This window comes from Oceanobacillus caeni (assembly GCF_042678465.1).
In the GTDB taxonomy this organism is placed as follows: Bacteria; Bacillota; Bacilli; order Bacillales; family Amphibacillaceae; genus Oceanobacillus; species Oceanobacillus caeni.
This window is the reverse complement of the sequence record NZ_JBHTKV010000001.1, coordinates 1-26,161: the sequence shown is the minus strand read 5'-3', so window position 1 is coordinate 26,161 and position 26,161 is coordinate 1. Positions and strand designations below refer to the sequence as shown.

Annotated in this window: 20 protein-coding genes, 1 rRNA gene, 1 riboswitch and 1 other annotated feature; of the genes, 13 read left to right on the top strand and 8 right to left on the bottom strand. The window is 36.4% G+C overall.

The window, feature by feature from the left end; genetic code table 11:
* Position 1 precedes the first annotated feature (1 nt).
* A complete protein-coding gene (locus tag ACFQ18_RS00105) occupies positions 2–934 on the bottom strand; it encodes a 1,4-dihydroxy-2-naphthoate polyprenyltransferase (RefSeq protein ID WP_047184597.1) in 933 nt (310 codons plus the stop codon).
* A gap of 246 nt (positions 935–1,180) precedes the next feature.
* On the opposite strand from ACFQ18_RS00105, the gene ACFQ18_RS00100 reads away from it, so the two are divergent.
* From ACFQ18_RS00100 to ytkD, 8 genes are all read left to right on the top strand, one after another.
* Positions 1,181–2,566 (top strand): isochorismate synthase, encoded by a 1,386-nt coding sequence (locus ACFQ18_RS00100; RefSeq protein ID WP_060668740.1) that lies wholly within the window; start codon positions 1,181–1,183, stop codon positions 2,564–2,566.
* Positions 2,567–2,573: 7 nt separating this feature from the next.
* A complete protein-coding gene (gene menD / locus ACFQ18_RS00095) occupies positions 2,574–4,325 on the top strand; it encodes a 2-succinyl-5-enolpyruvyl-6-hydroxy-3-cyclohexene-1-carboxylic-acid synthase (protein WP_060668739.1) in 1,752 nt (583 codons plus the stop codon).
* Between the two features lie 4 nt (positions 4,326–4,329).
* Positions 4,330–5,139 carry a 2-succinyl-6-hydroxy-2,4-cyclohexadiene-1-carboxylate synthase gene (menH, locus tag ACFQ18_RS00090; protein ID WP_047184594.1) on the top strand — a complete coding sequence of 270 codons (810 nt, stop codon included), beginning with the start codon at positions 4,330–4,332 and terminating at the stop codon, positions 5,137–5,139.
* Positions 5,140–5,154: 15 nt separating this feature from the next.
* Positions 5,155–5,973, top strand: coding sequence for a 1,4-dihydroxy-2-naphthoyl-CoA synthase (menB, locus tag ACFQ18_RS00085; protein ID WP_047184593.1), 819 nt, complete (start codon positions 5,155–5,157; stop codon positions 5,971–5,973).
* 91 nt (positions 5,974–6,064) lie between these two features.
* Positions 6,065–7,516: an o-succinylbenzoate--CoA ligase gene (locus tag ACFQ18_RS00080; RefSeq protein ID WP_047184592.1), complete on the top strand. Its 1,452-nt coding sequence runs from the start codon at positions 6,065–6,067 to the stop codon at positions 7,514–7,516.
* Positions 7,517–7,603: 87 nt separating this feature from the next.
* Entirely contained in the window at positions 7,604–7,924 is a 321-nt protein-coding gene (locus ACFQ18_RS00075; RefSeq protein ID WP_047184591.1) for a hypothetical protein, read from the top strand.
* A 280-nt stretch (positions 7,925–8,204) separates the two neighbouring features.
* Positions 8,205–8,744, top strand: coding sequence for a hypothetical protein (locus tag ACFQ18_RS00070; RefSeq protein ID WP_047184590.1), 540 nt, complete (start codon positions 8,205–8,207; stop codon positions 8,742–8,744).
* Positions 8,745–8,773: 29 nt separating this feature from the next.
* A complete protein-coding gene (ytkD, locus tag ACFQ18_RS00065) occupies positions 8,774–9,241 on the top strand; it encodes an RNA deprotection pyrophosphohydrolase (protein WP_047184589.1) in 468 nt (155 codons plus the stop codon).
* 347 nt (positions 9,242–9,588) lie between these two features.
* Here ytkD and ACFQ18_RS00060 read toward each other — a convergent pair whose 3' ends face one another.
* From ACFQ18_RS00060 to pckA, 4 genes are all read right to left on the bottom strand, one after another.
* Positions 9,589–10,389 carry an ABC transporter permease gene (locus ACFQ18_RS00060; protein WP_047184588.1) on the bottom strand — a complete coding sequence of 267 codons (801 nt, stop codon included), beginning with the start codon at positions 10,387–10,389 and terminating at the stop codon, positions 9,589–9,591.
* Positions 10,386–11,162, bottom strand: coding sequence for an ABC transporter ATP-binding protein (locus ACFQ18_RS00055; RefSeq protein ID WP_047184587.1), 777 nt, complete (start codon positions 11,160–11,162; stop codon positions 10,386–10,388). Before ACFQ18_RS00055 ends, ACFQ18_RS00060 begins: the two co-directional genes overlap by 4 nt.
* 13 nt (positions 11,163–11,175) lie before the next feature.
* A complete protein-coding gene (locus tag ACFQ18_RS00050; protein ID WP_204797598.1) occupies positions 11,176–12,165 on the bottom strand; it encodes an ABC transporter substrate-binding protein in 990 nt (329 codons plus the stop codon).
* Positions 12,166–12,305: 140 nt separating this feature from the next.
* Entirely contained in the window at positions 12,306–13,892 is a 1,587-nt protein-coding gene (gene pckA, locus ACFQ18_RS00045) for a phosphoenolpyruvate carboxykinase (ATP) (RefSeq protein ID WP_084824041.1), read from the bottom strand.
* Between the two features lie 506 nt (positions 13,893–14,398).
* A riboswitch (SAM riboswitch) is annotated at positions 14,399–14,506 on the top strand.
* Positions 14,507–14,836: 330 nt separating this feature from the next.
* Between pckA and metK the strand changes: the two genes are divergently transcribed.
* Entirely contained in the window at positions 14,837–16,033 is a 1,197-nt protein-coding gene (gene metK, locus ACFQ18_RS00040; RefSeq protein WP_047184586.1) for a methionine adenosyltransferase, read from the top strand.
* 660 nt (positions 16,034–16,693) lie between these two features.
* Positions 16,694–18,610, top strand: a complete 1,917-nt coding sequence (gene asnB, locus ACFQ18_RS00035) for an asparagine synthase (glutamine-hydrolyzing) (RefSeq protein ID WP_204797597.1) — start codon at positions 16,694–16,696, stop codon at positions 18,608–18,610.
* A gap of 81 nt (positions 18,611–18,691) precedes the next feature.
* Here the strand turns inward: asnB and ACFQ18_RS00030 are convergent, their stop codons facing one another.
* Positions 18,692–19,207, bottom strand: coding sequence for a gamma carbonic anhydrase (locus ACFQ18_RS00030; protein ID WP_047184584.1), 516 nt, complete (start codon positions 19,205–19,207; stop codon positions 18,692–18,694).
* A gap of 98 nt (positions 19,208–19,305) precedes the next feature.
* On the opposite strand from ACFQ18_RS00030, the gene ACFQ18_RS00025 reads away from it, so the two are divergent.
* Positions 19,306–20,382, top strand: a complete 1,077-nt coding sequence (locus tag ACFQ18_RS00025) for a tetraprenyl-beta-curcumene synthase family protein (protein ID WP_204797596.1) — start codon at positions 19,306–19,308, stop codon at positions 20,380–20,382.
* A gap of 41 nt (positions 20,383–20,423) precedes the next feature.
* Here the strand turns inward: ACFQ18_RS00025 and ACFQ18_RS00020 are convergent, their stop codons facing one another.
* Entirely contained in the window at positions 20,424–20,990 is a 567-nt protein-coding gene (locus tag ACFQ18_RS00020; RefSeq protein ID WP_204797595.1) for a tRNA (mnm(5)s(2)U34)-methyltransferase, read from the bottom strand.
* Between the two features lie 295 nt (positions 20,991–21,285).
* Positions 21,286–21,505, top strand: a binding site (T-box leader).
* Between the two features lie 49 nt (positions 21,506–21,554).
* On the opposite strand from ACFQ18_RS00020, the gene leuS reads away from it, so the two are divergent.
* On the top strand, positions 21,555–23,975 hold the full coding sequence (leuS, locus tag ACFQ18_RS00015; protein WP_060668733.1) for a leucine--tRNA ligase: 2,421 nt from the start codon (positions 21,555–21,557) through the stop codon (positions 23,973–23,975).
* Between the two features lie 129 nt (positions 23,976–24,104).
* On the opposite strand, the gene ACFQ18_RS00010 is transcribed toward leuS, so the two are convergent.
* Complete coding sequence (locus ACFQ18_RS00010; RefSeq protein ID WP_204797594.1) at positions 24,105–24,860, bottom strand: hypothetical protein; 756 nt, start codon at positions 24,858–24,860, stop codon at positions 24,105–24,107.
* A 997-nt stretch (positions 24,861–25,857) separates the two neighbouring features.
* Between ACFQ18_RS00010 and ACFQ18_RS00005 the strand changes: the two genes are divergently transcribed.
* Positions 25,858–26,161: ribosomal RNA gene (locus ACFQ18_RS00005) — 16S ribosomal RNA — on the top strand; the annotation flags it as partial.

The window sequence follows — 26,161 nt, the reverse complement described above, 5'->3', positions numbered from 1 at the left end:
CTTAAATAAAATGACTTATTAGTAATGATATACCTAAAAGTAATCCATATATCGTATTCGTTTTTCCAGTTTCCTTCATTGCTGGCATCATTTCTAGAGGTTCTGTTTTACCACGGAAATTTTTAATTACTTTAATCGCTATAGGTATGCTTGCAAATGTTATGATAGACCATAATGGTAATATATTAAAAATAATATAAACAGCAGTTAGAAGGTAAGCAATAAAAAATAAAAATGCCATAACCGTTATGGATTTTTCCCTACCTAAAAGAACTGGTATTGTCTTTCGTCCGCCTTTCTTATCTCCATCTCTATCGCGAATATTATTTGCCATATTGATACTTCCAATAAGAATCATGACGGGAAGTGATATAAATACGACTCGTCCTGTTAATACATCCGTTTGAATAAAGTAGCTTATACCAATAATAACGGATCCCATCATTAGACCGGATGCTAGCTCACCAAAAGGTGTAGACGAAATTGGAAGAGGACCACCAGTATATAAATATCCAATTGCCATACATGCAAGTCCAATTACCATGATCCACCAACTAGATACATAACAAATATAGGCCCCAATAAACATAGCTAAAATATAAAGGATAATGGCGAGGTTTTTTATTGTTTTTGGCTTAATTCCATCACGTACGATGGAACCGCTAATTCCAACAGATTCAGTTGTGTCTAAGCCTCTTTTAAAGTCGTAGTACTCATTAAAAAGGTTTGTGGCCGTTTGTATAAGTATGGAAGCTACGAGCATAGCAAAAAATAATAGCCAATCTATCTTACCATCAACGTAAGCAAGCATCGTTCCTACGAATACAGGAACAAAAGAAGCGGTTAACGTATGTGGACGAGTCATTCGCCACCATACATGGAAGCCGTCTTTTTCATTTAAGGCATGCTTTATATTATTATTAGTCGACTGCATTCAAGTCTTCCCCCTGACGTCATTCAATATGATAATTTGTTAGATAAAGAAGTATTTCTTAGAACATCATTCTAATTTTAGGTGAATCAGTATAGGGTGTCAATGTTTTATCCTATTCTAAGAAAGTTCTCAAAATCATCTTTTCATCAGTTTCCTAAATGAAAGAAAAGGGCTTTTCTTGAGAAAGATAGCAAAAGGGCATAAAATATATATGGACGTTTTTGCCATATCGGAGGTTTACGTAAAATGATTGAATTAAAAGAAGAACAAGTTGAAACCATTCTTGAAAAAGCGATTGAAGGCATAAATAGTGATGATGACTATCAACTTGTTAGCATGACTAAAAAGATAAAATATAATAATGCTCTTTCATTTTTTGAAGCAGCGAAATATATAAAAAAGAACCGTACGTTTTGGATGAGCTCGGAGGAAGATTTTTATTTAGTCGGGATTGGTCAGGCGTACGAAATTATAGCAGAGGAGTCGCGCTTTGAAGAAACAAAAAAGGCGTGGAATCAGTTGTTGGAGAAAGCGACAATCTATAATCCTTATGAACAGCCCGGGACAGGGATTGTTGCATTAGGTGGATTGTCTTTTGATCCCAAAAAGCCAACCACACCGCTATGGGAAAATTTTAAACCTAGCCATTTTACAGTTCCCGAATTTTTAATGACAAAACACAATAGAGAGTGTTATCTCACGGTAAATATTTTAGTAAGGAAAAATGATCATCCCCGTCAACTTGCCAATGAATGGAGGGATTTGGAAAACTCACTTTTTCAAAAGGCAAGCATAGAAAAGCAAATGTTAACAATTACAGAAAAAAAAGAAATAGAACCGACGGAATGGAAAGAAACCGTTCGGAAAGCTAAAGAAAAAATTAACCATTCAGATATAGAAAAAATTGTTTTAGCTCGTGAAATGTATTTACGGTTTAATGAAAATGCAAATATAGGATCTATTTTACAGAAATTATTAGATACCCATCCAAGCAGTTATATTTTTGCTATTGAAAAGGATGAAGATTGTTTTCTCGGTGCTACACCGGAAAGACTTGTCAAATTAGAGAAGGATCATTTACTTTCTACATGTTTGGCAGGGACCGCGCCAAGAGGGAAGACGAAAGAAGAAGATCAAGCAATTAGTGAAGGTTTATTACATGATCAAAAGAATCGAGAAGAACATGATTTTGTTGTGAAAATGATAAAAAATGCAATAAAAGATTGTTGTACACATCTTGATGTGCCTAATGAACCAATCATTTATCCTTTAACAAACTTACAACATTTATATACACCTGTAACTGCAACACTAAAAAAGGAGTATAGTTTATTTGATATCATTGAGAAACTTCATCCAACACCTGCTCTAGGCGGTACACCAAAGGAAGCTTCTCTTCAGTTTATAAGAGAATATGAACGTTTAGATCGCGGGTGGTATGGGGCGCCAATTGGATGGCTAGATAGTAATCAGAATGGAGAATTTGCTGTAGCTATTCGTTCAGCTTTAATTAAAGATACAGAAGCTTCATTATTTGCAGGTTGTGGTGTTGTAAAAGACTCCAATCCTGATGAAGAATATGAAGAAACCAACATCAAATTTTTGCCGATGTTATCTGTTTTAGGAGGTTAAGTAAATAATGGAGCGCATTGAAATACTAACGAGATATACTGCTAATTTTGTAGACGGAATTGTACAAAGTGGAGTGACGGACGTAGTTATTTCACCTGGGTCAAGGTCAACACCTCTAGCATTAACATTCACGGAACATCCAGACATTAAAGAATGGGTTTTAGTCGATGAACGTTCTGCAGCATTTTTTGCGTTGGGAATGGCGAAAGAACAAAGTAAGCCAGTTGTACTAGTTTGTACTTCTGGAACAGCCACAGCAAATTACTTTCCTGCAATTATAGAAGCATATTATAGCAGGGTGCCACTTATCGTATTAACAGCTGATCGTCCGCATGAGCTGCGGGACACTGGAGCACCACAAGCGATTGAGCAAATTAAAATGTACGGTGATTATGTGAAATGGTTTCACGAAATGGCGTTACCTGAGGCGACACCAGAAATGTTAGAATACGTCCGTAATAAAGCCAGTCGTGCAGTTTATACGGCAAATGAGGGGAATCCTGGTGTTATTCATTTGAATTTTCCGTTTCGTGAACCATTAACACCAGATTTTGCGATTGATAAACTATGGGAGCCTATTGGTTTACCACATTGGAAACAGATTGATCAATTAGTATATGATGGGGAGAAACAACTTAGCTCCCGTGATTTAAAATCGATTGTAACCCAGTTAAAGAATTTAAAACGAGGTTTAATTGTATGTGGTCCACAAATGGAACCTCGTTTAGCTGAGTCAGTAGCTAATTTGGCACTAAAGTGGGGAGTACCGGTTTTAGCAGATCCATTATCACAAGTTCGTTCAGGTCATCATCCTCTAGATAATATTATAGAAGGATACGATGCCATACTAAAAAATAAAACTATCCGAGACTTACTAAAGCCTGACTTCATTATTCGTTTTGGGGCTATGCCAGTATCGAAACCCTTTTTATTTTTTATGAAGGAAAATAAAGATGCAGTACAGTTTGTCGTGGAAAATCATGCCGGTTACAGGGAATTTACAGGAAATAGAACGCAATTTATTTTTGCTAATTCTTCGCAGCTATGTGAAAGACTATTTCAAGTAACTGATTTTAAAATGGATCCATCATGGTTAAGAAAATGGAAAAATATGAACCATATTGCTAAAAAACATATCCTATCTAGTCAGGAAGAAAAAATGACTGAAGGAGAGGCGGTACGTAGTCTATTCGAAGTTACTCCAAATGATAGCTATGTTTATGTTGCGAATAGTATGCCTATCCGCGATGTTGACAGTTTTATGCTGAATACAGAAAAAAATATAACTGTCTTGGCGAATAGAGGAGCTAATGGTATCGATGGACTTATTTCAAGTGGAATGGGTGCCGCAACTTCGAAAAAGCCCGTTACTATTATTGCTGGTGACCTATCTTTCTACCATGACATGAACGGTCTATTAGCCGCTAAGTTCTTTCAATTAAATGTTACGATACTTTTAATCAATAACAATGGTGGAGGTATTTTTTCCTTTTTACCACAGTCCAATAGTAATAATAAACATTTTGAAGCTATATTTGGCACTCCACTTGATATAGATTTCAGATATGCCGCTTTTATGTATGGTGGTAAATATGCAATAGCAAATACAAATGATGAATTAAAAGAACTATTGCAAACTAGCCATAATCAAAAAGGCTTACATGTTATTGAAATTAAGACAGATCGAGCGGAAAATGTTGTTTGGCATCAAAAAATTTGGAAAGTTATTGAGAAAGAAATTATAGAACGTTGGGGATGATGAAGTGTACATTTCATTAGAGGACGGTCATTATTGGTATGAGATCCACGGTCAAGGGATTCCTGTTGTGTTATTACATGGGTTTACCGGAAGTACTGAAACTTGGAATCATTTCTGCCATTCTGTGGAAGGGCTAAAAGTAATTACAATAGATTTACCAGGTCATGGAAAAACGAAACTGAAAAATCCACGCTTAATGGAAGACTGCTGTAAAGACCTAGATACTATATTTGAAACTTTAGAGCTAGATTCCTTTCATCTTTTAGGTTATTCCATGGGGGGTAGAACAGCGTTATCCTATGCGTGCCTATATCCTCGGCGATTACAATCATTAATATTAGAAAGTGCGTCCCCGGGTTTATTAAGTAATGAAGAACGGACAAATCGAATGGAAAAGGACGGGCGTTTAGCTGAAAAGTTAGAAAAAGTGGGAATAGAGTCTTTTGTGGATTTTTGGGAGGATATCCCTCTTTTTGCTACCCAAAAAAGTCTTCCTCAATCGGTTAGAAAAGCAATACGAAAAGAACGCCTTAATCAGGATGCATTTGGTTTAGCGTCGTCACTTCGATACATGGGCACTGGAAAGCAACCATCATGGTGGAATCATCTTTCGAGTATTCAACTACCAGTTTTCTTATTAACCGGTGGAAAAGATGAGAAATTTGTTCGCATTAATAAAAAGATGCAAAAATTATTTTTTTCATGTAAGCTTAAAGTATGCGAAAATGCAGGACATGCAGTTCACGTGGAAAATCCTCAAATTTTTGATAAACTAGTAACGGAATTTGTAAAAGAGGTACATAATAGTAGATGATGAAGGAGGAGTAAAATGGCTGCTGAATGGAAGAAGTCAAAAGAGTATTCAGAAATTATTTATGAAAAATATAATGGAGTTGCAAAAGTTACGATTAATCGCCCCGAAAAACGTAACGCATTTACACCGCTTACGGTAAATGAAATGATTGATGCGTTTACGGATGCTAGAGATGATTCTGAAATTGGTGTAATTATTCTAGCTGGAGAAGGGGATAAAGCATTTTGTTCTGGTGGAGATCAAACCGTAAGAGGACATGGTGGATATGTTGGGAGCGACCAAGTTCCACGATTAAACGTACTTGATTTGCAAAGATTAATCCGTACGATTCCAAAACCAGTTATTGCAATGGTATCTGGTTATGCCATTGGTGGTGGACATGTCCTTCACGTTGTTTGTGATTTAACAATCGCAGCGGACAATGCCATTTTTGGACAAACAGGACCAAAAGTGGGTAGCTTTGATGCGGGATATGGTGCAGGCTATTTAGCCCGTCATATTGGTCATAAACGTGCAAGAGAGATTTGGTACTTATGTCGTCAATATAATGCGGATGAAGCATACGAAATGGGAATGGTAAATAAAGTAGTACCACTTGAACAATTGGAAGAAGAAACATTACAGTGGTGTGAAGAAATTCTAGAAAAATCACCTACTGCAATTCGTTTCCTAAAAGCATCATTCAATGCAGATACAGATGGATTAGCTGGTTTACAACAGCTTGGCGGAGATGCAACATTGCTTTATTACACAACAGATGAAGCAAAAGAAGGTAGAGATGCCTTCAAAGAGAAAAGAAAACCGAACTTTAAAAAGTTCCCGCGTTTTCCTTGATTCATTGAAAAAAATTACTATGATGAACCCTTTGCTTGTAATAGCGAGGGTTTTTCCTTTGTATCGTTAATTAATAGAAAGGAGCATAATCATGTCGGAAACAATTCCACATTGGCTGACGAAACAAGCTGACATTAACCCAAACCAAACCGCAATTGAATTAGAGAACGGGGAAACTTATACGTTTAAACAATTAAAAGAAGCTAGTCAATGTTTTGCTAGGAAATTGGCTGCACTAAATGTACATGAAGGGACGCATGTCGGAATTTTATCCGGCAATAGCATAGAAATGATTGTTGCTATTCATGCGTTAAGTTATTTAGGAGCGGTTGGAGTACTTTTAAATGTGAGACTTTCACGACCGGAATTAGAGTTTCAATTAAAAGACGCAAATGTTTCTATCGTTTTAACCTCGGATAAGTACAAAATGAGTGCAAGCCAAATTCAGGTTTCGATGGTGAAGAGTTTTTCGGAAATAAATGTATTGCAAGAAAAATACAATATACCTTTAAAAACGGAGCTTAATTTGGAAGATGTTTTTACAGTTATTTATACCTCTGGTACTACAGGTTTTCCAAAGGGGGTACTCCATACGTACGGTAATCATTGGTGGAGTGCGATTGGCTCTGCTCTGAATCTAGGCTTGAATAAAGATGATAAGTGGCTTATTCCTTTACCGATTTTTCATGTAAGTGGTCTATCCACCTCTATAAAAAGCCTAATTTATGGCATGCCTATTTACGTATTAGAGAAATTTGACGTGAAAAAAGTTCATGATGCTATCATGTCCAAGGGTATTACAATTGTTTCTGTCGTTACGGTTATGGTACAAAAATTATTAAATGAATTAGGGAACAATCGCTATCCTAATACATTACGATGCATGTTGCTTGGTGGTGGTCCAGCACCAAAGCCATTATTAGAAAAAGCGAAAGAAAAGGGAATTCCTGTTTTTCAATCCTATGGAATGACGGAAACTTCATCACAAATCGTTACATTAAGTCCGCAAGACGCTTTAAAAAAATTAGGATCAGCGGGAAAAGCCCTTTTTCCAGCGCAGCTTCGAATTGATGGAGGCAATGAAGACTCTATAGGAGAGATTATCGTCAAAGGTCCGATGGTAACAAAAGGTTATTATAGAAATGAAGAAGCAAATAAAAAATCCTTTCATAATGGTTGGCTTAGGACAGGTGATATGGGATATTTAGATGATGATGGATTTTTATATGTAGTGGATCGTAGGAAAGATCTTATCATTTCTGGGGGAGAAAACATCTATCCTTCCGAGATTGAAAGTGTATTGTCTGGAATGGAACAAATTAAGGAAGTGGGGGTAACAGGTTTAGCAGACGAAACATGGGGGCAGGTTCCAATTGCTTTTGTCGTAAAGATAAAAGATGTAACGGCATCTGAGGTTTTCTCATTTTTGCGACAAAGATTAGCGAAATATAAAATTCCGAAAGAAATTCACTTTGTAGAAGAATTACCGAGGAATGCTTCGAATAAACTAGTAAGAAGTAAGCTACTTGAATTGCGGAGATAATAAAAATTGGCCTTTACTTTGAGAACAACCAATCTTTTAGAATACTTTCCTAACAGGAAGCCAAATTAGTATTAGGAGGTGTTCCTGATGGAAAAAAACAAATATTATGTAAGCTTGGTGGAGGGTGAGATTTCACATCGTCCACATGATCGAAATGGTTATTTAGAGATAAGTGCTACGGAAACAGAGTTAAGTAATCTACGTAGAAAATTCGAAAATATGCATGATGCTGGAGTAGTTACATTTTTTCGTGCACATTTACCGTTTGTAGAATATCATCATGATGATTCAAACGACAAATACGACTCCAATATGCTAGAGGTGTATCAAATGCTTTATGAATTAGGAAATAAAAAAACACGTGAGCATATTGAAAGTATGGGAATTTTAAATGAAAATGATATGTAAAAGACAGAGAAAATATGTTATTGTTTAATAACAGACTTATCTGTTAATTTATCCCACCTAAATTGGCAGTAAGTCTCCCGCCCCAAGCTTCTGGAGAATAAAGAAGATAGGTGGGAAGAACAATACCCGTAAAGATACGATAAGCGTGACTAACATCAGTGGGAGATGAAGGAACCCCCCACTTATGGAAGTCTTCTTTATGATTCCTGCATCTTCATTTGTGTTTAACCCCTTAGATAAAAAGGAATAGTAAAAATAATAATGCTAAGGGGGATACAATATGAAGAAAATAGCTATATTTATAGGTGTTTTAATCACGGGGATAATTGTGCTTCTTCTGAGTATTACGAACGAAAACCTTTTACCTGTTTCAGCTGAAGGTCGGCAATTTACTCTGTCTTCTGAGTATATGGAAACAGGAGATAAAATGGAGAATAAACAATTAACACATGAAGATATAGTTTTTTTAACGAATGAGTTTATGGATATATTAGTACAACCAACAGATATAAATGGAAGAGTAATTGACTTTCATACTAAAGAGGAATTGTTAAAAGAATTTGAAGGAATCACAACAAAAGAAGTTGCAATGCCGTATGTTGATTTTTACTACAAGGAAAAAGGGGATGGGCTTTATATAGTACCTACAGAAACCCCACCTTGGTTTGTTGCTAAAAATGAATATAAAATCGATCAAATAAATGAAACAAAGGTAATACTAACTCAGAAAAATCAGGTGGATTTGTATGGGGATTACACGATTGAAATAGAATTCACTTATAATGGGGATTGGAAAATTAGTAGTATTACACATCGTTAGTAGGTTATGAAAAAAGGCAGTTGAAGTTTTTGAAAACATTTAGAGATTTTTATAATAATGAAGTTACCTTTTCCTATGAAGACCATCCATTTTCTAAAAATCCCAAGCACGTTTGGATTATATGTCGTTATAATGACCAATGGCTTTTAACTAGACATAAAGAAAGAGGGCTAGAGTTCCCAGGTGGCAAGGTTGAAAAAGGAGAAAATGCACAAGAAGCTGCTATTCGTGAAATTAAAGAAGAAACAGGCGGAATTGTGAAACATATAAGTTATGTCGGTCAATATTATGTGGATGGTAAAAGTGATTACGTGATAAAGAATGTGTATTTTGCTACTATAGAAAACCTAGTTGAACAAAATCATTATTTTGAAACAGAAGGACCTGTACTTTTAAATGAAATTCCTTCAGATGTTAGAAAGAATAAAGAGTATAGTTTCATTATGAAAGATTCTGTGCTGGATTCTAGCTTAAAATGGATTCAGAATCATTTTTAACTCACCTAAACGGGCAGCAAGACTCCCACCCCGAGCCTCTTGGGAAACAAAGAAGGTAGGTGGGAGATCACCTGCCCGTAAAGATCCGATACGTGCGACTAACCATCAGGGTGGAGAAGGTAAACCTTGCACCGATGGTTAGTATTTTTTAAAAGATAGGAAAAATTTAGCTTATTAAATCTTGTCATAGGGAAGACAACATCCAGCTCCAGCGCCCAGCGACTAGCGAGACTTCCTTCACCTCCGTACGATAAGTCAACATCGACTCACTCCGCTCGTCGTGTTTCCTTTATCTCCTGCGGTTCAGTCCAGTCCGTACGTCGCTAAACGGGCGCTTCCGCTTTTGTTCAGTGGGCATGTTTTATTAACCATCTTTCTATTCCTTCCACTACTTTGTACATGATTGCTGCAAGAATAGCGATAAGCACAAGGCTAGACATTACAAGGGTGAAGTCAAATACTTGGAATCCATAAATGATTAAATAACCGAGTCCTTGCTTCGAAACTAAATATTCACCAACAATTACTCCGACCCATGATAATCCTACATTAACTTTTAGCGTTGAGATCATAGTTGGCATGGTGGCTGGAAATACAGCTTCTTTAAAACATTGCCATCTCGTTGCACCGAAGCTTTTTAATACTTTGGAATAATTTGGATCTACTTCATTGTAAGCCGAGAAGATGTTTATGGTGGTTATAATTACGGATACAAGGAACCCCATTGCTATGATGGATAAATATCCTGGTCCAAGCGCTACGATAATGATTGGCCCCAGCGCAACTTTAGGCATTGCGTTTAGTACCACTATATAAGGATCCATAATTTTAGAAAAGCGTGTAAAAGACCATAGTAATGTTGCCAGTAAAATTCCGCCAAGAGTACCAATGATGAAACCTAATATAGTCTCAAATAACGTTACTGATAAATGGGAAAACATTGATCCATTTGCAAATCTACCTATTAATGAGGTGAAAATCCGACTTGGTGAGCTAAATAGTAATGGATCAATCCAATACAAACGACTTGCAATTTCCCATAATGCAAAGAACATGATGAGAATGAAAAATTGCCATATCAACACAATTTTCTTTTCCTTTTTTCTTTCCTTCAGATAGCTATCGAATAATTGTTGATCGCTTTTCATTTCTTATCACCTTCTCTACTGTCAAGCTCCTCCCATATTTTATCAAAAAGTGGCTGATATTTAGGATGTTTTCTAGCGTCGAGTGGGGGATTTTGACGAATTTCAATTGGGACTTCAAATACTTTAGCAATACTTCCTGGGTTCGCATTCATTACTAAAATTCGGTCACTCATTGCTATTGCTTCACCGATATCGTGAGTAACAAGAATAGCTGTTTTATGATAATTTTTTAGAAGTTTGCCAACTAAATCCTCTAATTTAAGCTTGGTTTGGTAATCTAACGCCGAAAATGGCTCATCTAGAAGGAGGATTTTAGGGTCATAGATAAGCGTTCTAACAAGTGCTACACGTTGTCTCATACCACCGGATAATGAAGTTGGGTATTGATCTTGAACTCCTTTTAAGCCAACTTCTTGTAAAAGTTGAATAGCGGTTTCCTTTAATTCAACTGTTGGTTTATTATGGATTTTAGGACCGAGCAACACGTTGTCAATAATATTTTTCCACGGGAAGAGATAATCTTGTTGCAACATGTATCCAATAGCAAGTTCTGATTCTTGAATATCTTTATTTTCAAGTAGGACTTTACCTTGTGTTTGTTTCATAATGCCAGCTATAATGGATAGTATGGTTGATTTTCCACAACCACTCGGTCCAAGCAAGGAAACAAACTCACCTTCCTTTAAGGAAAATGATATGTCATGAAGTGCTTTAGTATAGCCGTCTTTAGAAAAGTAGTGGTGTGATACATGATCCAATGTTAGAAATGACACGCTAATTTCCTCCTTAGTCGTTTATTACTTTTTCCGCAAATTCCGTATTCACCAACTCTTCATAAGGGACATCTTCGGGTAGCTCACCTGCTTCGTCCATAATTGTTTTCAGTTGTTCCCATTCTTCTTTATCCAAAAGTGGGTCTGTTGCAAAAGAATCTTGGTTTTTATAACGTTCAATAGATGAAGCTAATAATTCGATATCGGTATCTTCAAAATATGGCGAAACAATTTCTGCGAGGGTCATTGCATCTGTTTCTTGGACCCAGGCCTGAGCTTTATACAATGCTTTCGTGAATTTTAATACCGTTTCTTCATTTTTGTCCATATAACTTTGCTTAGCCATGAATCCTGTATAAGGGACAGTGCCAGATTCTTCACCAAAGGAAGCTACAATATGTCCGGTTCCTTCCCGTTCAAAAACACTTGCTGTTGGTTCAAATAACTGTACATACTCGTAATCACCAGAAGCAAAAGCACTTGGTATGTTTGCAAAATCGACACTTTGGTCTAAATTAACGTCTGCATGCGGATCCACACCGTGTTTTTTTAACACATATTCTCCAACCATCTGAGGCATTCCACCAACTCGCTGTCCGAGAAAGTTTTCTCCTCTTAAATCTTCCCACGTAAAGTCAGGTTTTACCTCTTTTGCTACTAAAAATGTACCATCTGTTTGTGTGAGTTGGGCAAAGTTAATCGCATAATCCTTTGAATCTTGTGCATATACATAAATGGACGTTTCGGCACCCACTAAAGCTATATCGATTCCATCAGATAATAACGTGGTCATAGTCGTGTCTCCGCCCCATGTAGTTTGCAGGTCAATTTCTAGACCTTCTTCTTCAAAAAAACCTTCTTCTACCGCTACATACATAGGTGTATAGAAAACAGATCTCGTTACTTCACCGATACTGATTTTGGATGTTCCACCTGTACCACAAGCCGAAAGAAAGATAAGTAAACCGATGGACAACAAAATAAAGCCTTTAATCTTTCTCATAGTTCTCGACCCTTTCATTTAAATTATCTTCCTTCCACAGTTTATGCCTAGGAGAAAATTGTGTGATTGCCTATTGATTTAAAGTTTTTTTCAAACGAAAAAAGCCGATCTCCTAAAAGAGACCGACTTTTTGAATTTTATTATTTAAATAGTGGACCCGCATTCTTAATTTCATCGGATGCATGAGTGAATTTCTTGAAGTTTTCGTGGAATTTCAAAGCTAATTCTTTTGCCGCTTTGTCATAAGCTGCTTTATCACCCCAAGTTTGTTTTGGAACTAACACTTCATCAGGAACCCCAGGAATATGAAGTGGAATATTTAATCCGAATACTTCATCTTGAACGGTTTCTACATTATTAAGTTCACCTTCTAGTGCAGAGTGAATCATTGCACGAGTATAAGAAAGTTTCATACGGTTTCCTACCCCGTAGGAACCACCTGTCCAGCCAGTATTAACTAAAAACACTTTGGCATTGAATTGATCTATTTTATCTCCTAGCATTTCAGCGTATTTAGATGGAGCTAATGGTAAGAATGGGGAACCAAAGCACGCTGAGAAAGTTGCTTGCGGTTCTGTCACACCACGTTCTGTACCAGCAAGTTTACTAGTATATCCACTTAAGAAATGATACATAGCTTGCTCTTTCGTTAATTTACTAATAGGTGGTAACGTGCCGGAAGCATCAGCTGTTAGGAAAATAATTGCATTTGGATGGCCCGCAACACTTGGTGTAACAATATTATCGATATTCTCTAAAGAATACGCTGCCCTAGTATTCTCAGTAAGAGAGGTATCGTCATATTCTGGTGTTCTTGTATTTTCATCTAATATTACATTCTCGAGTACAGATCCGAAGCGAATCGCGTTGTATATTTGTGGCTCTTTTTCTTCTGAGAGGTTAATACATTTTGCATAACAGCCACCTTCTATATTAAATACCCCATTCGGACTCCAACCATGTTCATCATCCCCAATTAATCGGCGGTACGGATCCGCAGAAAGCGTAGTCTTACCTGTACCAGACAGACCAAAGAATAAAGCAACGTCACCTTCTTTACCTACGTTAGCAGAGCAATGCATGGATAATACATCCTGTTGTGGAAGAAGGTAGTTCATAACAGAGAATATAGATTTCTTAATCTCTCCGGCATACTCCGTTCCACCAATAAGAACAATTCTCTTTTTAAAAGAAATAATGATAAAGGTTTCGGAATTTGTTCCATCAACACTAGGGTCAGCTTTAAAATTAGGTGCAGAAATAACAGTGAATTCACTTTGATGGTTCTCTAATTCGTCTTGTTGTGGCTTAATGAATAATTGACGAGAAAATAGATTGTGCCATGCAAATTCATTAATTACTTGAATTGGTAAGCGATATTTTTTATCTGCTCCAGCAAATCCTTTGAAAGAATAAATTTCATCTTTTTCTTTTAAATAATCAATCACTTTCTCATATAGACTATCAAAATACTTCTCTTCAATGGGTTGATTTACTGCTCCCCAATTAATAGTAGCTTCACACACTTCATCACGAACAATAAATTTATCACCAGGGGATCTTCCTGTATATTTTCCAGTTGTTGCTCGAACCGCCCCAGTTTCACTTAATGCTGCTTCTCCCCTGCCCAATATACGTTCCACTAATTGTGGTTCGGATAAATTCTCTTTGATGTTTTCATGTTGATGAAGTAAATCTTTCCATAATGTTCTTTCCACCATTTTCATAAAAAAAATCCCCCGCTTTATAATAAATTACTGATGAAGATAATTAGAAAACTTGGCATTCACTATAGGATAGGTTTAGCGAATGCGTTAGTTGCACTTAGCAGATTTATACAGTGGGGCGGGTAATCGGTACCCCAAACGAGAAAGAATCTATACTTTCCTAACTGCTAAAAATTGTACTTTTCATTACATTCGATTATTAGTATAACACATATACAAAAATAATCCATACTATTTATGTTTCAATTTAGTAAAATTTGCTATTTGTTAAATTAACGGAAATAACTACAATATTTCTATCCCACTCAAGCCTCTAAGGAAACAAAGAAGGTAGGTGGGAGATCAACTGCCCGTAAAGATCCGATCAGTGCGACTAACCATCAGTGGAGAATGAAGGAAAACCCCCAATGATGGAAGTATTCTTTATTTGCTTCAACCATCATATGTAGAGGAAAAGTTATTGACATTACTCACACATTTCGTTACGATAACAATGGACGGAAACTCTCTTATTCCGAGTTGGCGGAGGGACAGACCCTATGAAGCCCAGCAACCTCACACGCTTGTGAAAAGGTGCTTACCTGAAGCAAGGATCATTCCTTGAACAATAAGAGTGAAAGGACCGAACCCTTTCCTCAATGTAGGATAGGGATTTTTTTGCTTTTAAAGAAGAAACAGTTCCTTTTATCCCACCTAAATGGGCAGTAAGACTCCCTCCTCAAGCTTCTGAAGAACAAAGAAGGTAAGCGGGAGATCAACTACCCGCAAAGGTCCGATAAGTACGACAGTGGGGAATGAAGGAAAATCCCCACTGATGGAAGTCTTCTTTATTATATAAAAAGCAATGGTTTCTTCAATGCTTTTATATATAGAATATACAAAGATCTTTAATCGAAATAATGAAAAGAGTTCCGTAACACCAATTAAAGGAGAGAATGAGCCTTATGGCTGAAAAACGTCGTTTATTCACATCTGAGTCTGTAACAGAAGGGCATCCAGATAAAATGTCAGATCAAATATCAGATGCCATTTTAGATGAAATTATAAAAAATGATCCCAATGCAAGAGTTGCTTGTGAGACTACAGTAACTACTGGTCTTGTTTTAGTAGCTGGTGAAATTACTACTAGTACGTATGTAGATATTCCTGCAATTGTCAGGAAAACGGTGAAAGAGATTGGCTATACAAGAGCTAAATATGGATTTGATGCAGATACCTGCGCTGTCTTAACAGCAATAGATGAACAATCTCCAGATATTGCGATGGGAGTAGATAAAGCGCTAGAAGCACGTGAAGGCAAAATGAGTGACGAAGCAATCGCTGCAATTGGAGCGGGAGACCAAGGATTAATGTTTGGTTTTGCTTGTGACGAGACAGAAGAGCTTATGCCTTTACCAATCTCATTAGCACATAAATTATCTAAACGATTAGCAGATATTCGTAAAGAAAATATAGTAGATTATTTACGTCCAGATGGAAAAACACAAGTAACTGTCGAATATGATGAAAATAATAATCCGGTTCGTATTGACACTATTGTTATTTCTACTCAACATCATCCAGAAGTATCTCAAGAACAGATTGAAAAAGACATGAAAGAACAAGTAATTCTTCCTATAGTGCCTAAAGAATTACTAGATGACCATACGAAATATTTTATAAATCCAACTGGTAGATTCGTTGTTGGGGGACCACAAGGCGATGTTGGTTTAACTGGTCGTAAAATTATAGTAGATACGTATGGCGGATATGCAAGACATGGCGGAGGGGCATTTAGTGGTAAAGATTCCACAAAAGTAGACCGCTCTGCTGCTTATGCAGCCCGTTATGTTGCAAAAAATATTGTTGCAGCAGGACTTGCGAAGTCTTGTGAAGTTCAGTTAGCTTATGCAATTGGTGTAGCGGAACCCGTTTCTATATCTATTGATACATTTGGAACTGGTACAGTACATGAAACTAAATTAGTGGATGCTGTTCGTAAAGTGTTTGATTTAAGGCCTGCAGGGATAATTAATATGTTAGACCTAAGAAAACCAATCTTTAAAAACACAGCGGCATATGGCCATTTTGGTAGAACAGATGTTCAGTTCCCGTGGGAGAAATTGGATAGGGTAGATGAATTAAAGGATTTAATAAAATAAAGTAACAGGAACAAAGGCGGAAGCGCCCGTTTAGTGACGTATAGACTGCGCCTGGCCATGCCAGGTGGTCCGATGTTGCCGCGCAAAGCGGCGGTTTTAATCGGACATTCCACTTCCGTAGGAGATAAAGGAAACATGCCCCTTCATAGGGGTATGCCGACGTTGGCCGCAAAGGCCGCACTTAGTCGGCCTTCCTTTAATACTTTGAGCCGATGTTGACTTTCACCGCAAGGGTATAAGTGCGACTAAGCCTCTGGTTTCACCATCGGCAAGTCTTCTTTATCGTGTCATGAGGTGAAGGAAGTCTACTAGTCACTGGGCGCTGGAGCCGGACGTGGCTATTTTTGTATCTAAGTTCTCCACAGCCATACAAATTATATAAATTCCTAGACACCATGAAAGCTGCCAGCACGGAGATGTGGCAGTTTTTTTGATTTTATCACTGAAGTATTACAATTATGTTACAATATGATTTTTTTGTGATATAATTATCCTAGATTTCGAATCACTTATTAAAGATTCCAATAAAAAGGTGCTCCAGACTTTGGTAGAAAATTAAACAAAAAGCCTGTAGATAATTAGTGGAATTATCCCAATTCGAAACGCAGTCTTTACTTTGTAATTGCTAATGAATTATTTTAATAGAAAGAGGTAACTATCATGTGTGGTTTTATTGGAATGGTATACGATTATCCAACTGATGTAGATGAAAAAGACATGGATTCATTAAGAAGGAAAAATAATATTATTGCTCATCGTGGTCCAGATGATGAAGGTTATTTTGTCGATGAGTACATATCTTTTGGTTTTAGGCGTTTAAGTATAATTGATATTGAAAGTGGAGTTCAACCATTAAGTTATGATAATGATAAAATTTGGCTTGTTTTTAATGGAGAAATCTATAATTATGTAGAACTTCGTGACGAATTAAAACAAGATGGTTATTCATTTTCAACAGAATCTGATACAGAAGTGATTGCCGCTTTATTTTCTAAATACAAAGAAGATGCATTTCAATATTTAAGAGGAATGTACTCTATTCTAGTGTGGGATAAAGATGATAAGACACTATATGGTGCACGAGATCCATTTGGAATTAAGCCATTATATTATTATCGTACGGAAGACGGAATTGCTTTTGCTTCGGAGAAAAAAAGTCTTGGACTAATGCTTGAAAAAGAAGAAGTAAATGTTGATGCATTACAGCACTATTTAAGCTTTCAATATGCGCCAGAACCAATGACATTGGCTCAAGGGATTGAAAAGGTAGAACCAGGACATTATTTTGTTAAAAAAATAGGCGAAGATATAACATTTACTAGATATTGGCATGCAACCTTCCAACCTATTTTTAATAAAGATAAAAAAGATTGGATAAATCAAATTCAAGAAGTTATGTATGATTCTGTAAAAGTTCATATGCGAAGTGATGTACCTGTAGGATCATTTTTATCCGGTGGTATTGATTCTACTCTTATTGTTTCCATTGCTAAGGAATTTAATCCAAATATCAAAACTTTTTCTGTTGGTTTTCAAAGAGATGGCTTCTCAGAAGTAGATGTTGCTAAAGAAACAGCTGATAAATTAAAAGTAGAAAATATTTCTTACACCATTACTCCTGAAGAGTACGTAGAAAATTTACCTAAAATTATGTGGCATATGGATGACCCATTGGCTGACCCAGCTTGTGTACCATTATACTTTGTTGCTAGAGAAGCTAGAAAACATGTAAAGGTTGCCCTTTCTGGTGAAGGTTCTGACGAATTATTTGGTGGATATAATATATATCGAGAACCAGAATCTCTTAAAATATTTAATGCCATTCCTCGGCCAATAAAGGGATTATTAGCCAATGTAGCAAAAGCACTCCCAGAAGGTATGAAGGGGAAAAGCTTCTTGGAACGTGGGATAACCCCGCTTAGGGAACGTTATATAGGAAATGCAAAGATGTTTGAAGAGAATGAGAAACGTGAACTTTTGACTCATTATATAGAAAATAACAATTATCAACAAATCACAGATGGGTTGTATGATTTTGTAAAGGATTATCCATTAGTGAACCAAATGCAGTATATAGACATTCATACTTGGCTACGTGGTGATATTCTATTAAAAGCAGACAGGGTGACAATGGCTAATTCATTAGAGCTACGTGTTCCTTTCTTAGATAAAGAGGTCTTTCGTGTTGCTAGCGGTATTCCTGTAGACTTAAAAATTGCAAATGGTACAACAAAGAGTATCCTTAGAGAAGCTGCAAAAGGAATCATTCCTGAACATGTCTTAGATCGTAAAAAATTAGGATTTCCTGTTCCAATTCGCCATTGGCTTAAAAAGGAACTAAATGGCTGGGCAAAACAACTTATTGCCGAAAGTGAAACGGACTATCTCCTTAATAAGAAATATGTACTAGATTTACTTGATTCCCATTGTAAAGGTAATGGGGATTATAGTAGAAAAATCTGGACAGTCCTTATGTTTATGCTATGGCATCAAATATTTGTGGAACATAAATATGACTTTGACAACTTTACAATAGATAAGAATAATAAGAAAGGCTCTGAGTTAGTAGGAGCATAAATGAAAAACAGGCACTTCTATCAAATGGATAGTAAGTGCCTGTTTTATAGAAATTGTACCAACTTTTCTTTGAACAATTTTTTAAAGATTGGTGTGGTTTTTATAATATTTTCCTTTATCTACATAAGATTTTCTAACGCGTTCCATCTCTTGGTAATCTTCTTCCGTTAATTTGCGGACAACTTTCGCAGGGCGTCCCATAACGAGAGTATGGGGTGGAATCTTTTTTCCAGGTGGAACAAGGCTACCCGCACCTACAAACGCACTTTCACCAATCTCTGCTTTATCTAGAATAATAGAACCCATTCCAATTAGAGCATTTTTTCGAACAATCGCGGAATGTAATGTTACTTGATGGCCGACCGTAACATCATCTTCAACAATTAAGGGATTATTAGGGCTCTGATGTAGCATGGATAAATCTTGAATACTTACCCGTTTACCAATATAGGTTGGTGCAACATCTCCCCTGATTACTGTTTTAAACCATATATTAGATTCCTTATCAATTGTAACATCACCAACAATGACAGCATCACTAGCAATAAATGCTGAATCATGGATGTTTGGTTTACTCCCCATATATTCTCCAATCATAAACTTTCCCCCATAAGTTATTATTTTTATTTTGTTTGTCCATGTTGATATAATAAGTATAACAAAGAATGAATGGAAAAGTGAACGGAGGAAATGTAATGTCTCGCATACCAACAAATTCATTAAGATTAATGACCATTGTGTTTCTGAAAATATTTCCAGCTGTAAATGCGGAGTTACAAAAATGGGAAGCAAAGGCAGAGCAAATTCCGAATAAAGAGTTAAGAACACAAGCACTTAATAGTATTCATTCTAAACAATTTCATTGCCTTGGCGGAGCGGTTTTTTCGCTTCTTGCCAAAGATAAATGGAAAGAGGCTCTTCGATTTATAGTCGCTTATCAAACCATTAGTGACTACCTTGATAATCTATGTGATCGAAGTACCTCGCTTGATCCGGATGATTTTGAACTTTTGCATAAGGCAATGGAAGATGCCTTATCTCCCGAGAATGACTGTAAGAATTATTATCAATTGCGAAAAGAACAAGATGATGGAAGTTATTTAAAAGACCTTGTGCGTACATGCCAGGATGTTCTAGCTAAAGTAGAAGAGCCTATTTTAATAAATGTACAATTAGAGGATTTGGAGACAATGTATCAAGCATTACAAATACATAAACATGTAAAGGTGAATGAACGTATACCAAGACTTACTACATGGTTTAATGAAAATAGAGAAAAAACACCTACACTAAGGTGGTATGAATTTGCTGCTGCAACAGGTTCAACGTTAGGGATATTTTGCCTTATTTCCTATGCTTTATCAGATTGTATGACAAAGGAATTAGCTGAAGAAATTTATCATAGTTATTTTCCGTATATGCAAGGGTTACATATTTTATTAGATTATTATATTGATCAAAAGGAAGATCAAGAGGAAGGGGATTTAAACTTTTGTAGTTTTTATGAAAATGAGCAAGAGTTGAAGGAACGTCTTGTATATTTTATAAAACAAACAGATGAAAAAATTCAAACCTTACCTCATTTATCATTCCATAAAATGGTATACCGTGGATTAGTTGGACTCTATTTAGGAGACGATAAGATAAAGACATTGCAAGATGAAGAAAAAATAAAAAAAACATTGTTAGATTATAGCGGAATGACAGCACGGTTCTTTCATTGGAATACAAAAATGTACTATAGATTTAACAAAAATCATCAAGTGGGATAACTAAATGGGGAAATATAGAAAATGAGATGTAACATAACATCTCATTTTTTCTGTATTGCAATAATAAATGGAGGGGAGTTTTTTTGATTAATAAAACCGTATTGTAAAACGTTATATTCTTTCTGATCCAGTCTAATAACGTGTTTCAATATCGCCTCTTTTTCTTCTTTGCCACCGTCATGTCCGTGATAAACGACTAAAACCATAAGACCATTTTGTTTTAAACGATTTAAAATAGTATCAATAGCTGTAATGGTTGATTCTGGTTTTGTTATAATCTTTTTATCACTTCTAGGTAAATAGCCAAGATTAAAAATAGCACCACCTATTGTTTGATTTTCTTCTTTCGATAAATAGTCCTCCAAATTAGCGTGACTATCATGAATAAGGGAGACATTAGAGATTCCATTATTTATTAATGTTTCTCTAGTAGATACAATAGCCTTTTCCTGAATATCGAAAGCAAGGACATGGCCATTTTTTCCAACTATTTCACTCAAAAAAATCGTATCATTTCCATTCCCACATGTTGCGTCAATCACTAATTCGCCAACGTTAACGGATTCTTCTAATAAATGATGAGAAAATTGAAGAACTCCTTTTAACATATAATCACCTCACCGTAACTCATTAATTTCGATTCCTAATAAAAACTACCATATATTTTAGCATAAAAGTATATATTTTGAATGTATTGACAAAGATGGTAGTATTCTTTATAATTTCGATATAATATGACAATAACTAAAAGAGTGTGTTCAAAAAAGAGGATAAAAAGGACCGAGAAGTTCGAGGCGGCGAAGCTTTGAGTACCGGAACGTATGCAATTAATACGTGAGGAACGGAAAAGCAAGCCAACGAAGAAATTCGAAGTGTCATTTTTACCGGACTTTTTGAACTACCTCTAAAAGAAGGATTAGTAGTAACTGTTTTTAAGGCGTAGAGAGGTAGTGGTTGGTGAAAACTATCGCTTAAAACTTTATGAACTCGCCTTCTTTGTTGTGGGTGCGAATGAAGTAGTAGTCCCTGCCGTAACTCTGCGTTAAAGACTAAAGTGAACGTTAAACCATTTATACGTTAATTTGGGTGGTACCGCGGGAAAGCCGAGCTTCTCGTCCCTGATTTAAGGGATGAGTGGCTTTTTTTATTGTATATATAAGGAGGAATGGATTTTGAGTTTTGATCATCGGACCATTGAAAAGAAATGGCAAACCTATTGGGAAGAAAATAAAACATTTAAAACAGATACATATTCTAAAAAAGAAAAGTTTTATGCATTAGATATGTTTCCGTATCCATCGGGAGCTGGACTTCATGTAGGACACCCTGAAGGATATACAGCGACAGACATATTATCACGAATGAAGCGTATGCAAGGGTATGAAGTACTTCATCCGATGGGGTGGGACGCGTTTGGGCTTCCAGCTGAGCAATATGCGATTGACACTGGAAATAGCCCAGCAGAATTCACAGAGAAGAACATTCAAACATTTAAGCGACAAATTCAAGAACTTGGTTTCTCTTATGATTGGGATCGAGAAATTAATACGACAGATCCCAACTATTATAAATGGACTCAGTGGATTTTCCTTAAATTATACGAAAAGGGTCTCGCTTATATCGATGAAGTACCAGTAAACTGGTGTCCAGCTCTAGGAACGGTACTTGCAAATGAAGAAGTGATTGATGGTAAAAGTGAACGAGGTGGACACCCAGTTATTCGTAAGCCGATGAAACAGTGGATGCTTCGAATCACCGCTTATGCTGACCGTTTATTGGAAGACTTGGATGATCTAGATTGGCCGGAAAGTCTAAAAGAAATGCAACGCAATTGGATTGGAAAATCGGAAGGTGCCGAAGTAACATTTAAGATTGATGGTCATACTGAAAAAGATTTTGTTGTATTTACTACTCGACCGGATACATTGTTCGGAGCAACATATGCTGTACTAGCACCAGAGCATCCATATGTTAAAGAAATCACTACAACCGAACAAAAAGAGCAGGTTGAAGCGTATTTAGAAGAAGTTCAAAAAAAATCAGATTTAGAACGAACAGATTTAGCTAAAGACAAGACTGGTGTTTTTACCGGTGCATATGCGATTAATCCAGTGAATAATAAAAAAATTCCTATATGGGTAGCGGATTATGTATTAATGTCTTATGGTACAGGTGCTATTATGGCGGTTCCAGCTCATGATGAACGAGACTACGATTTTGCCAAAAAATTTGATCTGCCAATAATAGAAGTAGTTGCTGGAGGCGACATCACAAAAGAAGTATACACTGGTGATGGAGAACATGTGAATTCTGATTTCTTGAATGGGTTACATCAAGACGAAGCGATTACAAAAGCAATTGAATGGCTGGAGGAAAATGGTAAAGGTGAAAAGAAAATAACGTATCGTCTACGTGATTGGTTATTTGCTAGACAACGTTACTGGGGTGAACCAATTCCTATTATTCATTGGGAAGATGGGACAACGACAGCTGTTCCGGAAGAAGAATTACCATTGGAATTACCGAAAATGTCCGAAATTAAACCATCAGGAACTGGAGAATCTCCACTTGCTAATAATGAAGAGTGGGTCAATGTAGTTGATCCAGAAACAGGTAAAAAAGGTAGACGTGAAACGAATACAATGCCACAGTGGGCTGGAAGTTCATGGTACTTCTTACGATACATTGACCCTAATAACTCAGAAAAATTAGCTGACTACGAGGCTCTAAAACAATGGATGCCAGTAGATGTTTACATTGGCGGAGCGGAACATGCTGTGCTTCATTTACTATATGCTCGTTTCTGGCATAAATTCCTTTATGATATTGGTGTGGTACCTACTAAAGAACCTTTCCAGAAGTTATATAACCAAGGAATGATCCTTGGTGAAGGAAACGAAAAAATGAGTAAATCAAAAGGAAATGTAGTTAACCCAGATGATATCGTAGGTTCCCATGGAGCAGACACATTAAGATTATATGAAATGTTTATGGGGCCGTTGGATGCTTCTGTAGCGTGGTCTACAAATGGTTTGGATGGAGCAAGACGTTTCTTAGATCGGGTATGGCGTTTATTTGTAAATGATGATGGTACATTATCAGAGAAAATTGTGGATGATGAAAGTAATGTTAACTTAGATAAAGTCTATAATGAAACTGTAAAAAAAGTGACAGTAGACTTTGAAAATTTACATTTTAATACTGCCATTTCACAAATGATGGTTTTCGTTAACGAGGGATATAAAGCGGATAAATTGCCCAAAAAATATGTGGAAGGTTTTATCAAGCTTCTTTCACCAATCGCACCGCATATAACAGAAGAACTATGGGAGAAATTAGGTAATAATGATACTATTGCTTATGCAGAGTGGCCTACCTATGATGAGTCTAAATTGGTAGAGGAAGAGGTAGAGGTCGCACTTCAAGTAATGGGGAAAGTTCGTTCTAAGATCCAAGTTTCTAAAGATATTTCTAAAGATGATCTTGAAAAACAAGCACTTGAAGATGAAACAATCCAAAAATGGCTAGAAGGAAAAACAATTCGAAAAGTAATCGTAGTTCCTGGAAAGCTAGTTAACATTGTAGCTAACTAATAAAATAAAAAGGATTTCTTCCATTTGGGAAGGAATCCTTTTTATTTTTCTTAGTAGGCGGGGAAGTATTTTACATATTTTCCATATAAGTACAATGGAGTATTCGAGCAAAGTTAATCGAACGAAAAGTTAACGATTTGAATCTTTCCATTCCGTTTGTAAGACTACCCATTTTCCGTCAGTATAATACCATAAGGATTCTATTGTACCTAAATGATCTTCGTTAGAAATACCACCTACCTGCTTATAGCTACGTAAACCATAGCCCTTATTATCTGTTAATTTTACAGGCACATAGTAGTCTGGAGTGTTTAATAATAATGATTTAGATTTTTTTAATTTACCGTCTTTACCATATACACCGGACTGAATATAAGCATCTGAACGGTTTTGTAGATTTATTTGTATTGGTTTTGCATTAGGAGTTATTTTAAGATCTGCTTTGTAATCATCTATAAATTTACCAGAAATATATTTAAGTTTAGGAAGCGAAATCTCTAATTGTTTATTGGAAGCAAAGGTATGCAGTTTTTGTTTACCTAGCCCTTTTTTGTTAGAAGAACTCTGGTACAAAATATCTTGCACATTATCATGGTTTGCGTCAATAAACTGAATCTGTGGTTCATAGCCATCCCCATAGTTAACTCTCCATCTTTCGTCATCCTGGTCTTTACTTCTAATTTCGGCCCATATATTATGATAATAGTCTCCGTCTTGGGAAAATGGAACTCCCATTAAATCGATATCCTCTAATAGACCATCACCAGTAACATCCGCTTGATATGTGTTTATAAGCACGGCATCCTTTTCTTTTGCTAATCCATTAGCAGTAAAGGTTGGTTGAATGGTTAACATCGTGATTAATACTAACTTTAAGAATGTCATTTCAGTTCTCCTCTTTCTATCATAATTAGGTGAGAGGACCCCATCCTCAAGGAATGTGTAGGGTGTAACTATGAGTACATGGGGGTGAATCGTCTTTTTATATTGATGAACACGGTTGGTGTGGTGATATATTTTTGAAAAATGATCATTGAAAATTAAACATGCTAGGTTGTGGCGAGAATCGTTGATTTGCCACGTAAAATGTTATGTTAGTCAAACATGTCGGCTGAGCCACATAAATGTGTGAAAAGCTGAAAAGTAGTCCCAAAGGCATAAAGATAAGACCAATGGATAGTGAGGGTGGGTGTTTACGGTACACCACTGTGTCAACTACGCTATCGTTTAGTGTTCATTAATGCTTAAAAGTTAGAATCCCCTACTTTAAATCTTTGTCAGCAATTATTGGCAGGAGTATTTATTCTTATATTAGATTGTGCTTAGATTTACAATCCTATACACATGGTCTTTTTATAATATAATTTGTTGTTTTTACCAGTATAAATTTATTCCACCTAAACGAGCGGTAAGACTCCACCTTAAGCTTCTGGGGAACAAAGAAGGTAGATGGGAGATAACTGCCCGTAAAAGTTCGATAAGTACAACTGACTATCAGTGGGGGATGAAGTAAAGCCCTCATTGATGGAAGTTTTCTCTATTGACTTTATTTAAGGGGAATAGTATTATTGTTTTACAGTCACTTTGAGCGACTAAATACTTCATAATAAACAGTAAAAATATAAAAGTTTTAAGCTATTGACTTTTTTTCGACAAAGTGATAAGATATATTACCTAGTATGAGTGACCTATTAATTCTGCTTAATAAATAGTGTTTGACATTAGTTGGTTATCATGCTATACTTTAAAAGTTGCTCTTTGAAAACTGAATTAAACAACCAGTATGTTAAGAAAAAGGAAACTCGTTTTTCTTTTAAAAAATAGAGGTTTTTCCTCTAAAAGCTAAGAACTTCAAATGAATTTTATTTATTTGAAACAATCTTTTTTGGAGAGTTTGATCTTGGCTCAGGACGAACGCTGGCGGCGTGCCTAATACATGCAAGTCGAGCGCGGGAAACTCTTCTGATCCCTTCGGGGTGAAGAGAGTGGAACGAGCGGCGGACGGGTGAGTAACACGTGGGCAACCTACCTATAAGACTGGGATAACTCGCGGAAACGTGAGCTAATACCGGATAATACTTTTTATTGCATAATAAGAAGTTTGAAAGGCGGCGTAAGCTGTCACTTATAGATGGGCCCGCGGCGCATTAGCTAGTTGGTGAGGTAAAGGCTCACCAAGGCAACGA

Bases quoted from the DNA above. Each gene is read 5' to 3' on its own strand.
- ACFQ18_RS00105 (WP_047184597.1), bottom strand. From the start codon at position 934: ATGCAGTCGACTAATAATAATATAAAGCATGCCTTAAATGAAAAAGAC.
- ACFQ18_RS00100 (WP_060668740.1), top strand. From the start codon at position 1,181: ATGATTGAATTAAAAGAAGAACAAGTTGAAACCATTCTTGAAAAAGCG.
- menD (WP_060668739.1), top strand. From the start codon at position 2,574: ATGGAGCGCATTGAAATACTAACGAGATATACTGCTAATTTTGTAGAC.
- menB (WP_047184593.1), top strand. From the start codon at position 5,155: ATGGCTGCTGAATGGAAGAAGTCAAAAGAGTATTCAGAAATTATTTAT.
- ACFQ18_RS00080 (WP_047184592.1), top strand. From the start codon at position 6,065: ATGTCGGAAACAATTCCACATTGGCTGACGAAACAAGCTGACATTAAC.
- ACFQ18_RS00075 (WP_047184591.1), top strand. From the start codon at position 7,604: ATGGAAAAAAACAAATATTATGTAAGCTTGGTGGAGGGTGAGATTTCA.
- ACFQ18_RS00070 (WP_047184590.1), top strand. From the start codon at position 8,205: ATGAAGAAAATAGCTATATTTATAGGTGTTTTAATCACGGGGATAATT.
- ACFQ18_RS00060 (WP_047184588.1), bottom strand. From the start codon at position 10,389: ATGAAAAGCGATCAACAATTATTCGATAGCTATCTGAAGGAAAGAAAA.
- ACFQ18_RS00050 (WP_204797598.1), bottom strand. From the start codon at position 12,165: ATGAGAAAGATTAAAGGCTTTATTTTGTTGTCCATCGGTTTACTTATC.
- pckA (WP_084824041.1), bottom strand. From the start codon at position 13,892: ATGAAAATGGTGGAAAGAACATTATGGAAAGATTTACTTCATCAACAT.
- metK (WP_047184586.1), top strand. From the start codon at position 14,837: ATGGCTGAAAAACGTCGTTTATTCACATCTGAGTCTGTAACAGAAGGG.
- asnB (WP_204797597.1), top strand. From the start codon at position 16,694: ATGTGTGGTTTTATTGGAATGGTATACGATTATCCAACTGATGTAGAT.
- ACFQ18_RS00030 (WP_047184584.1), bottom strand. From the start codon at position 19,207: ATGATTGGAGAATATATGGGGAGTAAACCAAACATCCATGATTCAGCA.
- ACFQ18_RS00025 (WP_204797596.1), top strand. From the start codon at position 19,306: ATGTCTCGCATACCAACAAATTCATTAAGATTAATGACCATTGTGTTT.
- ACFQ18_RS00020 (WP_204797595.1), bottom strand. From the start codon at position 20,990: ATGTTAAAAGGAGTTCTTCAATTTTCTCATCATTTATTAGAAGAATCC.
- ACFQ18_RS00010 (WP_204797594.1), bottom strand. From the start codon at position 24,860: ATGACATTCTTAAAGTTAGTATTAATCACGATGTTAACCATTCAACCA.